This window comes from Streptomyces sp. NPDC042336, assembly GCF_055581985.1.
The window spans coordinates 1-12,991 of the sequence record NZ_JBVJEA010000053.1 but is presented as its reverse complement, the minus strand read 5'-3'; the positions used below and the strand labels follow the sequence as shown (position 1 = coordinate 12,991).

The 12,991-nt window shown below is 71.8% G+C and carries 11 protein-coding genes and 1 pseudogene; 5 read left to right on the top strand and 7 right to left on the bottom strand.

What is annotated here, in order from left to right; genetic code table 11:
- The 5 genes and pseudogenes from ACZ6IM_RS41400 to tkt form a co-directional block, all read right to left on the bottom strand.
- Window positions 1-302: pseudogene (locus ACZ6IM_RS41400) on the bottom strand (glucose-6-phosphate isomerase); the annotation flags it as partial.
- A complete protein-coding gene (opcA, locus tag ACZ6IM_RS41395; RefSeq protein WP_052842306.1) occupies window positions 295-1,230 on the bottom strand; it encodes a glucose-6-phosphate dehydrogenase assembly protein OpcA in 936 nt (311 codons plus the stop codon). The pseudogene ACZ6IM_RS41400 and the gene opcA, both read right to left, overlap by 8 nt.
- Window positions 1,227-3,005 carry a glucose-6-phosphate dehydrogenase gene (gene zwf / locus ACZ6IM_RS41390; RefSeq protein WP_052842305.1) on the bottom strand — a complete coding sequence of 593 codons (1,779 nt, stop codon included), beginning with the start codon at window positions 3,003-3,005 and terminating at the stop codon, window positions 1,227-1,229. Before zwf ends, opcA begins: the two co-directional genes overlap by 4 nt.
- Entirely contained in the window at window positions 3,002-4,147 is a 1,146-nt protein-coding gene (gene tal / locus ACZ6IM_RS41385; protein ID WP_052842304.1) for a transaldolase, read from the bottom strand. The genes zwf and tal overlap by 4 nt, the downstream gene beginning before the upstream one ends.
- 41 nt (window positions 4,148-4,188) lie before the next feature.
- Complete coding sequence (gene tkt / locus ACZ6IM_RS41380) at window positions 4,189-6,285, bottom strand: transketolase (protein WP_469564373.1); 2,097 nt, start codon at window positions 6,283-6,285, stop codon at window positions 4,189-4,191.
- A 157-nt stretch (window positions 6,286-6,442) separates the two neighbouring features.
- Here tkt and ACZ6IM_RS41375 point away from each other — a divergent pair, with 157 nt between their 5' ends.
- A complete protein-coding gene (locus tag ACZ6IM_RS41375; RefSeq protein WP_052842302.1) occupies window positions 6,443-7,372 on the top strand; it encodes a helix-turn-helix transcriptional regulator in 930 nt (309 codons plus the stop codon).
- Window positions 7,373-7,446: 74 nt separating this feature from the next.
- Here the strand turns inward: ACZ6IM_RS41375 and ACZ6IM_RS41370 are convergent, their stop codons facing one another.
- On the bottom strand, window positions 7,447-8,847 hold the full coding sequence (locus ACZ6IM_RS41370) for a glycoside hydrolase family 16 protein (protein ID WP_469564371.1): 1,401 nt from the start codon (window positions 8,845-8,847) through the stop codon (window positions 7,447-7,449).
- Between the two features lie 390 nt (window positions 8,848-9,237).
- On the opposite strand from ACZ6IM_RS41370, the gene ACZ6IM_RS41365 reads away from it, so the two are divergent.
- From ACZ6IM_RS41365 to ACZ6IM_RS41355, 3 genes are read left to right on the top strand one after another with little or no spacing between them, the layout of a single operon-like run.
- A complete protein-coding gene (locus tag ACZ6IM_RS41365) occupies window positions 9,238-9,795 on the top strand; it encodes a hypothetical protein (RefSeq protein ID WP_052842300.1) in 558 nt (185 codons plus the stop codon).
- Between the two features lie 38 nt (window positions 9,796-9,833).
- Window positions 9,834-10,235: a cupredoxin domain-containing protein gene (locus tag ACZ6IM_RS41360; protein WP_052842299.1), complete on the top strand. Its 402-nt coding sequence runs from the start codon at window positions 9,834-9,836 to the stop codon at window positions 10,233-10,235.
- A 43-nt stretch (window positions 10,236-10,278) separates the two neighbouring features.
- A complete protein-coding gene (locus tag ACZ6IM_RS41355; RefSeq protein ID WP_469564368.1) occupies window positions 10,279-10,752 on the top strand; it encodes a hypothetical protein in 474 nt (157 codons plus the stop codon).
- Window positions 10,753-10,789: 37 nt separating this feature from the next.
- Here ACZ6IM_RS41355 and ACZ6IM_RS41350 read toward each other — a convergent pair whose 3' ends face one another.
- Entirely contained in the window at window positions 10,790-12,127 is a 1,338-nt protein-coding gene (locus ACZ6IM_RS41350) for an aminotransferase-like domain-containing protein (RefSeq protein ID WP_469564367.1), read from the bottom strand.
- A gap of 88 nt (window positions 12,128-12,215) precedes the next feature.
- On the opposite strand from ACZ6IM_RS41350, the gene ACZ6IM_RS41345 reads away from it, so the two are divergent.
- Window positions 12,216-12,839 carry a DJ-1/PfpI family protein gene (locus ACZ6IM_RS41345; protein ID WP_469564364.1) on the top strand — a complete coding sequence of 208 codons (624 nt, stop codon included), beginning with the start codon at window positions 12,216-12,218 and terminating at the stop codon, window positions 12,837-12,839.
- Window positions 12,840-12,991 lie beyond the last annotated feature (152 nt).

Genomic DNA, 12,991 nt, shown 5'->3' with positions numbered 1-12,991 from the left:
GCCGTGTGCAGCACGGCCCGGTCCTCGGTGATGTTGATCCGCTCACCGCGGAACATCGCATCGCGCAGCCCGAACACGTCGGTGGCGGCGGCCAGCTCCTGGAGCAGGGCCAGCGTCTCGTCGGTGACCAGGTGCTTCGAGTAGTCGATGCGCAGGTCTCCGACGCGCACGACGTACCGATTCGCCCGCCCGGGGTCCTGGGCGAACAGCTCGCGCAGGTCGGGGTGGGGCAGCGTGCCCTTGGCGTGGTCCGCGAGCGCGGTCCACTGGGGCCGCTGGTCGAGCTTCGGGGTGTCAGACATGGACGGGGGTCTCCTTGCCGGCCTCGCCGCGCAGGGCGATGGCGTACATCTCGTCGGCGTCGAGGCGCCTGAGCTCCTCGGCGATGAGTTCGGAGGTGGGGCGCACCTTCAGGGCGAGGGAGCGCGGGGGCTGTCCGGGCAGGGTCATCGTGGCGAGCGGTCCCTCGGGACGGTCGATGACGATCTCGCCGTTCGCCGTGCCGAGGCGCACGGCCGTGACGACCGGCCCGTCGGTGATCACGCGGTCCACGCGGACGCCCAGGCGGGCCTCCAGCCAGCGGGCCAGCAGCTCGGCCGCCGGGTTGTCCGCCTCGGCCTCCACTACCGCGGAGGTCACCGGCACCCGGGCCTGGTCCAGGGCCGCGGCGAGCATCGAGCGCCACAGCGTCAGCCGGGTCCAGGCCAGATCGGTGTCGCCGGGCGCGTAGGCGCGCACCCGGCGCTCCAGGACCTCCATCGGGCGCTCGACCGTGTAGAGGTCGGTGATCCGGCGCTGGGCCAGCGCACCCAGCGGGTCCTTCGCGGGGTTGTCCGGCGCCTCCACCGGCCACCACACCACGACCGGCGCGTCCGGCAGCAGCAGCGGCAGTACCACGGAGTCGGCGTGCTCGGACACCTCCCCGTACATGCGCAGGACGACGGTCTCGCCGGTCCCGGCCTCGGAGCCGACCCGGACCTCGGCGTCGAGGTGCGAGCGGGTGCGGTCGCGCAGGTTGCGGGGGTGGCGCTTGATGACGACCAGGGTGCGCGAGGGGTGCTCGTGCGAGGCCTCCTCGGCCGCCTTGATCGCGTCGTAGGCGTTCTCCTCGTCCGTGACGATGACCAGCGTGAGCACCATGCCCACGGCCGGTGTGCCGATGGCCCGGCGACCCTGCACCAGCGCCTTGTTGACCTTGCTTGCCGTGGTGTCGGTCAGGTCGATCCTCATGGCCTGCGCCAGCTCCGTCCGTCTCGTGCGAGCATCTCGTCGGCTTCCCGCGGTCCCCAGCCGCCCGACGCGTACTGCGCGGGCTTGTCGTGCGAGGCCCAGTACTCCTCGATCGGGTCGAGGATCCGCCAGGACTCTTCCACCTCCTGGTGGCGCGGGAACAGGTTGGCGTCCCCCAGAAGGACGTCCAGGATCAGCCGTTCGTACGCCTCCGGGCTCGACTCCGTGAAGGACTCGCCGTAGGCGAAGTCCATGGACACGTCCCGGATCTCCATCGACGTGCCCGGCACCTTGGAGCCGAACCGCACCGTCATGCCCTCGTCGGGCTGGACGCGGATGACGATCGCGTTCTCGCCCAGCTCCTCCGTGGCGGTGGAGTCGAAGGGAGAGTGCGGGGCCCGCTGGAAGACCACCGCGATCTCGGTGACCCGGCGGCCGAGGCGCTTGCCGGTGCGCAGGTAGAAGGGCACCCCGGCCCAGCGGCGGTTGTCGATGCCGAGCTTGATCGCCGCGTAGGTGTCGGTGGTGGAGGCCGGGTCGATGCCCTCCTCCTCCAGGTAGCCGGGCACCTGCGCGCCGCCCTGCCAGCCGCCCGCGTACTGCCCGCGCACCGTGTGCTCGCCCAGGTCCTCCGGCAGCCGCACGGCCCGCAGCACCTTCAGCTTCTCGGTGAGCAGCGACCGCGCGTCGAAGGCGGCCGGCTCCTCCATGGCGGTGAGGGCCATCAGCTGGAGCAGGTGGTTCTGGATGACGTCGCGGGCGGCGCCGATGCCGTCGTAGTAACCCGCCCGGCCGCCGATGCCGATGTCCTCGGCCATGGTGATCTGCACATGGTCCACGTAGGACCGGTTCCAGATCGGCTCGTACATCTGGTTGGCGAAGCGCAGCGCCAGGATGTTCTGGACGGTCTCCTTGCCCAGGTAGTGGTCGATGCGGAAGACCTGCTCCGGGTCGAAGACCTCGTGCACCAGCGCGTTCAGCTCGCGGGCGCTCTCCAGGTCGTGGCCGAACGGCTTCTCGATCACCGCGCGCCGCCAGGAGCCGTCCGGTCCGTCGGTCAGCCCGTGCTTCTTGAGCTGCTGGACGACCTTCGGGAAGAACTTCGGGGGCACGGAGAGGTAGAAGGCGTAGTTGCCGCTGGTGCCGCGGGAGGCGTCCAGTTCCTCGACGGCCTTGCGCAGCTGTTCGAACGCGTTGTCGTCGTCGAAGTCGCCGGGGATGAAGCGCATGCCCTCGGAGAGCTGCTGCCAGACCTCCTCACGGAAGGGCGTGCGCGCGTGCTCCCTGACCGCGTCGTGCACGACCTCGGCGAAGTCCTGGTCCTCCCAGTCCCGGCGGGCGAAGCCGACCAGCGAGAAGCCCGGCGGCAGCAGGCCGCGGTTGGCCAGGTCGTACACCGCCGGCATCAGCTTGCGGCGGGACAGGTCACCGGTGACGCCGAAGATGACCAGCCCGGACGGGCCCGCGATACGGGGCAGACGGCGGTCCTGGGGATCGCGCAGTGGGTTGCTCCAGTCGAGCGGTGCCACCGGCTCGACGGCCTCCTTGTCCGTGCCCTTGCTCTTCGCCCCCTTGGCGGGGCGGGCCGTCCCGGTCTTCTTCGCGCTCCGGGAGGACCCGGAGGATCCGGCTGCCTTCTCCGCCCCGGCGGCGTGGGCCTCCTCCGCCGCCTCGGCGTGCAGCGGTCCGGCCGCGTCCTGGGCGGTCCGGGTCTCCTTGGCCTCCTTCGTCGCCTTGGTCTCCCGGCCCGTCGTAGCGGGAAGCTCCTCGCTCATTCCCCGTCAACTCCCTTGCTGTCGAGGGACTTCGTCACGGCGGCGAGCAGGTCCTGCCAGGCCGCCTCGAACTTCGCCACGCCCTCTCGCTCCAACTGCTCCACCACCTCGTCGTACGACACACCGAGCCGCTCCACGGCCGCCAGGTCGGCCCGGGCCTGGGCGTACCCGCCGGTGACCGTGTCGCCCCGGACCTCGCCGTGATCGGCGGCGGCGTCCAGGGTGGCCTCCGGCATCGTGTTCACGGTGCCGGGAGCGACCAGCTCCTCCACGTACAGGGTGTCCCGGAATGCCGGGTCCTTCACACCGGTGGACGCCCACAGGGGGCGCTGGGGGTTGGCGCGGGCCCCGGCGAGGGCGGTGAAGCGGTCGCCCGCGAAGACGTTCTCGTACGCCTCGTAGGCCAGTCGCGCGTTGGCCAGCGCCGCCTTCCCGCGGAGCGCGAGGGCCTCGTCGGTGGCAAGGAGCGACAGACGCTTGTCGATCTCGCTGTCGACGCGGGAGACGAAGAAGGACGCGACCGAGTGGATGCCGGCCAGGTCGATCCCGGCCGCCCGCGCCTTCTCCAGACCGGCGAGGTAGGCGTCCATGACCTCGCGGTAGCGCTCCAGGGAGAAGATCAGCGTGACGTTGACGCTGATGCCGGCGCCGATGACCTCGGTGATCGCCGGGAGACCGGCCTTGGTCGCCGGGATCTTGATCATCACGTTGGGGCGGTCCACCAGCCAGGCCAGCTGACGCGCCTCGGCGACGGTGGCCCGGGTGTCGTGGGCGAGCCGCGGGTCGACCTCGATGGAGACCCGGCCGTCGCGCCCGCCGGTGGCGTCGTACACCCCGCGCAGCACGTCGGCGGCGGCGCGCACGTCGGCGGTGGTCATCATGCGGACCGCCTCGTCGACGGTGACGCCCCGGGTCGCCAGGTCGGCGAGCTGGTCCTCGTAGCCCTCGCCGGAGCCTATGGCGGCCTGGAAGATCGACGGGTTGGTGGTGACGCCGACGACGTTCTTCGTCCTGATCAGCTCGGCGAGGTTGCCGGACTCGATCCGCCGCCGCGACAGGTCGTCGAGCCAGACGGAGACGCCCTGGTCGGCAAGGCGCTGCAGTGCTCCCGCGGTGGCGGTTGCTTCGGTCACAGTGATCATCTTCTCTTTCTGCGTTCGGATCGGGAGGGGATCCGGTGGGGTCAGCCGCGGGCGGCGACCAGGGATTCCCGGGCGGCGGCGGCCACGTGCCCGGCGGTGAAGCCGAACTCGGTGAACAGGGTCTCGGCGTCGGCGGAGGCGCCGAAGTGCTCCAGGGAGACGATGCGGCCCGCGTCCCCGACGAACCGGTGCCAGGTCAGGCCGATCCCGGCCTCCACGGCCACCCGGGCCCGCACGGACGGCGGCAGCACGCTCTCGCGGTAGGCACGGGGCTGCTCCTCGAACCACTCCACGGACGGCATCGACACCACCCGCGTGGCGGTGCCCTCGGCCTCCAGCTCCTCCCGGGCGGCCATCGCGAGCCGCACCTCGGAGCCGGTGGCGATCAGGACGACGTCCGGGGCGCCGGAGGAGGCGTCGGCGAGGACGTAGCCGCCGCGCGCCGCGTCCGGGTTCGGCGCGTAGGTCGGTACGCCCTGGCGGGTGAGGGCGAGGCCGTGCGGCGCGGGGTGGGTGGAGTGCCGCCTGAGGATCTCGGCCCACACGGTCGCGGTCTCGTTGGCGTCGGCGGGGCGGACGACGTTGAGGCCCGGGATGGCGCGCAGCGCGGCCAGGTGCTCGACCGGCTGGTGGGTCGGGCCGTCCTCGCCGAGGCCGACGGAGTCGTGCGTCCACACGTACGTCACCGGCAGCTGCATCAGCGCCGACATGCGTACCGCGTTGCGCATGTAGTCGGAGAAGACCAGGAAGGTGCCGCCGTAGATCCGCGTGTTGCCGTGCAGGGCGATGCCGTTCATCTCCGCGGCCATGGAGAACTCGCGGATGCCGAAGTGCACGGTGCGGCCGTACGGGTCGGCCCCGGGGAGCGGGTTGCCCTCGGGCAGGAAGGAGCTGGTCTTGTCGATGGTGGTGTTGTTGGAGCCGGCCAGGTCGGCCGAGCCGCCCCACAGCTCGGGCAGGACCGGGCCGAGCGCCTGGAGGACCTTGCCGGAGGCGGCCCGGGTTGCGACCGCCTTGCCGGTCTCGAACACCGGCAGGGCGTCCTCCCAGCCCTCGGGCAGCAGGCCCGCGACGACGCGGTCGAAGAGCGCCGCGCGCTCGGGGGCGGTGTCGCGCCAGGCGGCGATCCGCTTGTCCCAGGCGGCGTGCGCCTCGGCGCCGCGGTCCAGGGCCCGGCGGGTGTGGGCGAGGACCTCGTCGGCGACCTCGAAGGACTGCTCGGGGTCGAAGCCGAGGACGCGCTTGGTGGCGGCGACCTCGTCCGCGCCGAGGGCCGAGCCGTGGGACGCCTCGGTGTTCTGGGCGTTCGGCGCGGGCCAGGCGATGATCGTGCGCATGGCGATGATGGACGGTCGCCCGGTCTCGGCCTTCGCCGCCGTCAGCGCGGCGTGCAGGGCCTGCACGTCGATGTCGCCGTTCTCGGCGGGTTCGACGCGCTGCGTGTGCCAGCCGTAGGCCTCGTATCGCTTCAGTACGTCCTCCGAGAACGCGGTCGCGGTGTCGCCCTCGATCGAGATGTGGTTGTCGTCGTAGAGGAAGACCAGATTCCCGAGCCTTTGGTGACCGGCCATCGACGACGCCTCGGCGGAGACGCCCTCCTGGAGGTCGCCGTCGCTGACGATCGCCCAGATCGTGTGGTCGAAGGGCGACTCGCCCTCGGGAGCCCCGGGGTCGAACAGGCCGCGCTCGTAGCGGGCGGCCATCGCCATGCCCACCGCGTTGGCCACACCCTGGCCCAGCGGACCCGTGGTGGTCTCCACGCCCGCCGTGTGCCCGTACTCGGGGTGGCCCGGCGTCTTGGACCCGTGGGTGCGGAAGGCCTTGAGGTCGTCCAGCTCCACCTCGTACCCGGCCAGGAAGAGCTGGGTGTAGAGGGTCAGCGAGGTGTGGCCGGGGGACAGGACGAAGCGGTCACGGCCGGTCCACTCGGGATCGGCGGGGTCGTGCCGCATCACCTTCTGAAAGATCGTGTACGCCGCCGGGGCGAGGGCCATCGCCGTCCCCGGGTGGCCGTTGCCCACTTTCTGGACGGCGTCGGCCGCGAGTACCCGGGCGGTGTCGACGGCACGCCGGTCGAGTTCGGTCCATTCGAAGCGGTCCGCGCTGTCCACTGTCTGCTTGCTCGACTGGGTGCTCATCTTCAAGAAATCCTCGATCGGAGCGGAGTGGCTGGTCTGACGCGTTCAAACTTAAAAGTCTGACTTTTGGGAGTGAAGGTCGTGGTGTGCCAGCCTGTGGTGAAACTGGGACACGCCCCGGCCACGGGGCGCACGGGCGGGACGGCGCGAGAAGGACATGGCGGACGAAAGCATCCAAGACGGTGACGGCGGCCGAGGTGGTGACGGCGACGGGATCAGAACGTTCCCCTTCCCGGTCGATCTCAGCCTCCTCGGAGTCGGCATGCAGGTCGGTCCCATGGGCCCTGGTCGCACCTGGCGCGCACACGCGCCGCTGCACCGCGTGCACCGCATCGACTTCCACATCGTCATGCTCTTCACCGGCGGACCGGTCCGTCACATGATCGACTTCGCCGAGTACGAGGCGTCGGCCGGCGATCTGCTGTGGATCCGTCCAGGACAGGTCCACCGCTTCGCGCCCGAGGGCGAGTACCGCGGAACGGTGCTCACCATGCAGCCCGGCTTCCTGCCCCGCGCCACCGTGGAGGCCACCGGTCTCTACCGCTACGACCTGCCGCCCCTGCTCCATCCCGACGGGCCGCGGCTCGCCGGACTGACGGCGGCGCTCGACCAGTTGCGGCGCGAGTACGAAGACGCGACCACACTCCCGCTGAGCCTGCACACCGCCGTACTGCGCCACACGCTGTCCGCGTTCCTGCTGCGGCTCGCCCATCTCGCGGCCAGTTCCGCCCAGGCGGCGCGCAAGGGGCGGGCGGAGGCGCCGGGGGACAGTACCTTCACCCTCTTCCGGGACGCGGTCGAGCGGGGCTTCGCCACCAACCACAGCGTCAGCGCCTACGCCGACGCGCTCGGATACTCCCGCCGTACGCTGGTCCGCGCGGTGCGTGCCGCCACGGGCGAGACGCCCAAGGGGTTCATCGACAAGCGCGTCGTCCTGGAGGCCAAGCGGCTCCTGGCCCACACCGAGATGCCGATCGGCCGGGTCGGCGCTGCGGTGGGCTTCCCGGACGCGGCGAACTTCTCCAAGTTCTTCCAGCAGCACACCGACCAGACACCGGCGGCCTTCCGGGCGGAGCTGCGCGGGTGAACTCCGCACGGCACGACGAAGGGGCCCCACGGCGCGTGGAGCCCCTTCGCCCTCCTGCGGGGGCCGGTTGCCGCTCAGCGGCCGAAGCCGAGCCAGTTCACGTTGACGAAGTCGGCGCTCTGGCCGCTGGTGAAGGTGAGATAGACATCGTGCGTGCCCGTCACCGAGGCGATGTTCGCCGGGATCGTGCGCCACGCCTGCCAGCCGCCCGTGTTGCCCACGGCGAAGCTGCCGACCGGCGCGTTGCCACGGCTGTCCAGGCGCACCTCGACCAGGCCGCTGACCCCGGCGGCGGCACCGCTCGCCACCCGGGCCTTGAACTGGGTCGCCGCGCTCGAACCGAACTTCACGCCCTTGTACTGCACCCAGTCGCCGTTCGCCAGCGCGCCGAGGTTGCTCCCGCCGCCCGAGTCCGAGGTGGCCTCGGTGATGGTGCCGGACTGGGCGTCGTACGACTCGGCCTCGATGGTGCCGTACGCGTCGCGGTCACCGCCGGTCGGGGGCGGTGTGGTACCGCTCCCACCGGCCGACAGCACCTGGACGTAGTCCACGAGCATCGAGTGGCCGGGCTGGGTTCCGCCGTCCGGGCCGCCGCCGAAGGCGTCCGGGAAACCCCCGCCCATCGCGACGTTGAGGATGATGAAGTAGCCGTGGTTCGTGGCGTTGGCCCACGTCGTCGCGTCGACCTGGTTGGCGCGGACGGTGTGGAAGGTGTTGCCGTCGACGGAGAAGCGGATCTCCTCGACGCTTGTCGAGCGGTCCCACTCCACCCGGTAGGTGTGGAAGCCGGCCTGGCAGGTGGCCCCCGGACAGGGGGCGTTGCCGCCGATGCCGCTGGTCTCGTTGCAGGGGCCGCCGGGCGAGGTGCCGCAGTGCAGCGTGGACCAGACCGTGTTGAGGCCCTGCGTGTTCTCCATGATGTCGATCTCGCCCACGCCGGGCCAGTTCCAGTAGTTGCCCCGGTAGGGCGAGCCGAGCATCCAGAACGCCGGCCAGTAGCCCTTGGCCGCCGCCCCGGTGACGTTCGGCACCTGGATGCGGGCCTCCACGCGCAGCTTGCCGCCGGCCGGGGGCTCGAAGTCGGCGCGCCTGGTCTCGATGCGGCCCGAGGTCCAGTGGCCGGCGCCGTCGCGCCGCGGGGTGATGCGCAGATTCCCGCCGCCGTCCAGCGAGACGTTGTCCGGGGACGACGTCATCGTCTCGATCTCGCCGGTGCCCCAGTTGGCGGGGCCGCCGGGATACGAGGTGCCGGTGTCGTACTGCCAGTTGGCGGTGTTCACCCCGGAGCCGGCCGCGCCGTCGAAGTCGTCGGCGAAGACCTGCGTCCAGCCGGACGGGGGCGGTGGGACGGCCGCGCCCGCCGACGGGCCCGTGACGGTCGTGGCCGCCGCGGCGAGGCCGAGCGTGCCGACGACGGCCACCAGGGCCCGGCGCAGCGGCCGGCGTCTGGGCGGGTTGCCGGATGTCTGACTCATGTGGGGGTCGCCTCTCGATGCGGGAGTGGGAAGCGGTACGCCCCGAGCGCGCTCCGGGGAGACGTCTGAGAGCGCTCTCAGAGTGCGGCCAATGTGCTCCGGGGCGCCGCCGCCGTCAAGAGGTGAAGCCGAGAAAACCCTTGTGGGGCGGGGGAGTTCAGCCCCTGAACGCCGTGTACGTCACGAAAGTCAGCCGGACCGCCCAGACCGTCGGTGTGGCGGGCCGCCCGGTGCCCGACCGCCCGGACCAGGCCGCCGAGCGGTTCCCGGCACACCGAACGGACGCGGTCGGTTGGTCGGTCCGTGCGGCCCGATGTGCACTGGGACAAGCTGCCCCGCCCGGCGGGCCGCGTGCTGCCCCCGGGGCGGAAGACGAATACGGAGAACCTCATGAAACGGCACATCAGGACTGTCACCACGCTCGCCTCCGCCCTGCTCGTCGCCACCGCGGCAGCCGGGTGCTCGGACGACGGCGGGGACACCGGCGCCGGTGCCGCGGAGACCCACGGCGCCGCGGACAAGCTCGACACCGACGTGGTGCCGGCGGCGACCTCGACGGCCGCCCCCGCGGTCGACGTCAAGGACGGCACCTACGGCAAGATGCTGGTCGACGAGAAGGGCAGGACGCTCTACCTCTTCGAGAAGGACACGAAGAACAAGTCGCAGTGCGATGACGACTGCGCCAAGGCGTGGCCGCCCTTCACCGTCAAGGCGACCCCGGCCGCGGGCAACGGGCTGAAGAAGGACCTGCTCAAGACCGCCAAGCGGGACGACGGCTCCGAGCAGGTGACGTACAACGGGCACCCGCTGTACCGGTTCGCCGACGACCAGAAGGCCGGCGACACCAACGGGCAGGACGTCGACGCCTTCGGCGCCAAGTGGTTCGTCGTCGACCCGGACGGCAAGAAGATCACCACCAAGCCCCGGACGAACGACGGCGGCTACTGACCTCCGGCCGGTCCGGCCCACCAGCGCTCGGAGACTCCATGCACCTCCCGCTCCCCACCGGCGCGGCCCGGTTCCTCGCGGCCACCGCCTGCGCCCTCGCCCTGACAGCCTCCGCCGGATGCTCGAACGGCGGAGGGGGCGACGGCGACCGCCCGACCGAATCGGCCACCGGCCCGGCCACGGGCGCCGGCACGGAGGTCACCATCAAGGACTTCAAGTTCCAGCCGGCCTCCCTGACCGTCTCTCCCGGGGCGAAGGTCACCGTCGTCAACAAGGACACCACCACGCACACCCTGACCGCCTCCAAGGCCGGCTCCTTCGACACCGGAGACATCGCCCCCGGCAAGAGCGCCACCTTCACGGCGCCGTCGCAGCCCGGCGACTTCCCCTACACCTGCACGATCCACCCGTTCATGAAGGGCACGCTCACCGTCGAGTGAGCCCCGGCCGGCGCGCCGTCCGCGGCGCGAATGGAGACCTGTCATGTCCTCACCGCCCACCGGCCCGCCCCCGCACCGAGGCGGTGTGGGCCGCTTCGCGCGGGGTGCCGCGCGGGTGCTCGCCGCGGCCGGTCTCGCCGTGGACGCGTACCTGCACGCGCACCTGGCCGACCGGTACGACGCCATCACCTCCAGTGTCAGCCAGGGCACCCTCTTCCGCGTCGAGGCGGCCCTCGCGGCACTCGCCGCGCTGCTCGTCCTCCTCTGGCGCCGGCCGCCGGGGGACCTCTTCGCCGCGGCGGTGGCCGTCGGCGGGCTCGCGCTGCTGCTCGTCTACCGCTACGTGGACGTCGGCGAGCTGGGACCGGTCCCGGACATGTACGAACCCGTCTGGTACGGCGAGAAGGAAGCCACCGTAGTGGCCCAGGCGGTCGCCGCGCTCGCCATGTTCTACCTCCTGCTCACCCGTGCCCGTCCCCGCCGCAGACGCGCGCGGGCGACCGAGGGCGCGTTCTGACGGGACCGGCTGCCGGCACGGTGGCAGGAGCCCGAGGTCAGGCGTAGGCGTCCTCGACGGCGACTCGGCGCACGGTGCGCAGCGTCGACCGCAGACTGTCCAGACCGGTCGAGCCCAGTGCGAGGCGAATGGCCTGTGGTGTGTGTGCCGAGGTGGTGAACGGCTCCGCCGTGGTGACCGAGATGCGTTGGCGCGCGAGGGTGGCGGTCAGCCGGTCGGCGCGTGCGTCGTCGGGCAGAGGCAGCCAGGTGAAGTAGGACGAGGGGTGGCCGATGAGCGGGAGGCCCGCCAACTCCTGCCTGGCGACAGCCTGGCGCGCTCCGGCGTCGTCCCGTTTCCGTGCTTCCAGGTGGTCCGCCGTCCCGTCGTCGAGCCAGCGGCAGGCGATGGCGGTGGTGAGGGCGGGGGTGTTCCAGGTGGTCGCCCGGACGGCGCGTTCGAGCCGGGGCACCGCAGACGGCGGGGCGAGGACGAAGCCGACCCGCAGGCCGGTGGCGATGCTCTTGGACAGTCCCGAGACGTAGACGGTGATGTCCGGCGCGGTCGCGGCCAGCGGCGGTGGAGGATCCTCGACCAGGTAGGCGTACGAGGCGTCCTCGATGATGAGCGCACCGTGCTGTCGGGCGATCCTGATCAAGCGGGCGCGGTCGGTGGCCGGCATGACCCAGCCCAGAGGGTTGTGCAGGGTGGGCATCGTGTAGACCGCGCGTACAGGGCGGGTCGCGCACAGTCTCTCCAGGGCATCGAGATCCGGTCCGCCGGCAGTGGTGGGGATGGGCTCCAGATCGAGATGGAAGGCGTGCGCGAGCACCTTGAAACCCGGGTAGGTGAGCGCGTCGACCGCGACGACGTCGCCGACGCCCAGCATGGCCATGAGGGTGATGGCCAGGCCGTGCTGGGCGCCGTTGGCGATGAGGATCCGATCCGCGTCGGCGGTGATGCCCCGGCGTCGGAGGTGCCGTGCGACGGAGGCTCTGTCCTGTGGACGCCCTCGATGCGGTTGGTAGCGCAGCAGCGAGTCGAGATCGCCCGAGGTGGCCACCTCCCGCAGGGCCTGCCGCAGGAGATCGGCCTGGCCGGGCAGCGACGGGGAGTTGAAGCTGAGGTCGACCGCGTCCGTGGCGACGGCCTGCTGATCGATTCCGTGACCGGCGGGGACCGCGATGTCGCGCACGAACGTGCCCCGGCCCTGTTCCCGGCTCACCAGGCCCATCGCGTCCAGCTCGGCGTACACCCGGGTAGCGGTCACCACGGCGATGCCCTCGCGGGCGGCGAGAGCGCGATGGGTCGGCAGCCGCGCCCCCGGGGCGAGGCGCCCGGTCCTGATGTCGGCTGCGAGCGCGTCGACCAGCCTTTTGTACCGCGAGGCCGCCATGCACCGGATTGTATCCATGACAATTCCTTGGCTGTCCTGCTCCCGGGTTCCTACCGTCGAGTCCCACCCATCCGGAAGGACAGCCGTCGTGCATATCGCCATCCTCACCTTCGAGGGCTACAACGAGCTCGACTCCCTGATCGCGCTCGGTGTGCTCAACCGCGTCAGGACCGACGACTGGCGCGTCACCCTCGCGACCCCCGGTCCCAGGGTGACGTCGATGAACGGGGTGGTCGTCGAGCAGATGTCCACGCTCCAGGAGGCGTGTGCCGCTGACGCCGTCATCGTCGGCAGCGGCGTCGCCACCCGTGAGGTCACCGAAGACCCGGAGATCATGAACGTACTGCGCGGCCTGGACCCCTCGCGGCAGCTCATCGCGGCGCAGTGCTCCGGCGCGCTCGTGCTGGCCAGGCTCGGCCTGCTCGACGACGTCCCCGCCTGCACCGACCTGACCACGAAGCCGTGGGTCGTCGCCGCCGGCGTCGAGGTGCTGAACCAGCCCTTCCACGCCCGGGACAACATCGCCACCGCGGGCGGCTGTCTGGCCTCGCACTATCTCGCCGCCTGGATCATCGCCCGTCTCAGGGGCAACGACGCCGCCGAGAGCGCGCTGCACTACGTCGCCCCGGTCGGTGAGAAGGAGGAGTACGTCGAGCGCGCCTGGCGCAACATCACCCCCTACCTGGCCACTCCCGCCCCGGCCCTCGTCTGACCAGCGGCAGGAGGCCCTGGACGGGGCACCACCCGTCTGCCCCCGCCGTGGGGGGGGGGGGCGGGGGCGCCCCCCCCCCCGCCGGGGGGGGGTGACGGCCCGGGGGGGGGGGGTGGGGGGGGGGGGCGCCCCGGGGACGGCGAGAGCAGAGG

Excerpts from the sequence above, each read along its gene's own strand:
- opcA (WP_052842306.1), bottom strand. The coding sequence starts at position 1,230 with ATGAGGATCGACCTGACCGACACCACGGCAAGCAAGGTCAACAAGGCG.
- zwf (WP_052842305.1), bottom strand. The coding sequence starts at position 3,005 with ATGAGCGAGGAGCTTCCCGCTACGACGGGCCGGGAGACCAAGGCGACG.
- tal (WP_052842304.1), bottom strand. The coding sequence starts at position 4,147 with ATGATCACTGTGACCGAAGCAACCGCCACCGCGGGAGCACTGCAGCGC.
- tkt (WP_469564373.1), bottom strand. The coding sequence starts at position 6,285 with ATGAGCACCCAGTCGAGCAAGCAGACAGTGGACAGCGCGGACCGCTTC.
- ACZ6IM_RS41375 (WP_052842302.1), top strand. The coding sequence starts at position 6,443 with ATGGCGGACGAAAGCATCCAAGACGGTGACGGCGGCCGAGGTGGTGAC.
- ACZ6IM_RS41370 (WP_469564371.1), bottom strand. The coding sequence starts at position 8,847 with ATGAGTCAGACATCCGGCAACCCGCCCAGACGCCGGCCGCTGCGCCGG.
- ACZ6IM_RS41365 (WP_052842300.1), top strand. The coding sequence starts at position 9,238 with ATGAAACGGCACATCAGGACTGTCACCACGCTCGCCTCCGCCCTGCTC.
- ACZ6IM_RS41360 (WP_052842299.1), top strand. The coding sequence starts at position 9,834 with ATGCACCTCCCGCTCCCCACCGGCGCGGCCCGGTTCCTCGCGGCCACC.
- ACZ6IM_RS41355 (WP_469564368.1), top strand. The coding sequence starts at position 10,279 with ATGTCCTCACCGCCCACCGGCCCGCCCCCGCACCGAGGCGGTGTGGGC.
- ACZ6IM_RS41350 (WP_469564367.1), bottom strand. The coding sequence starts at position 12,127 with ATGGCGGCCTCGCGGTACAAAAGGCTGGTCGACGCGCTCGCAGCCGAC.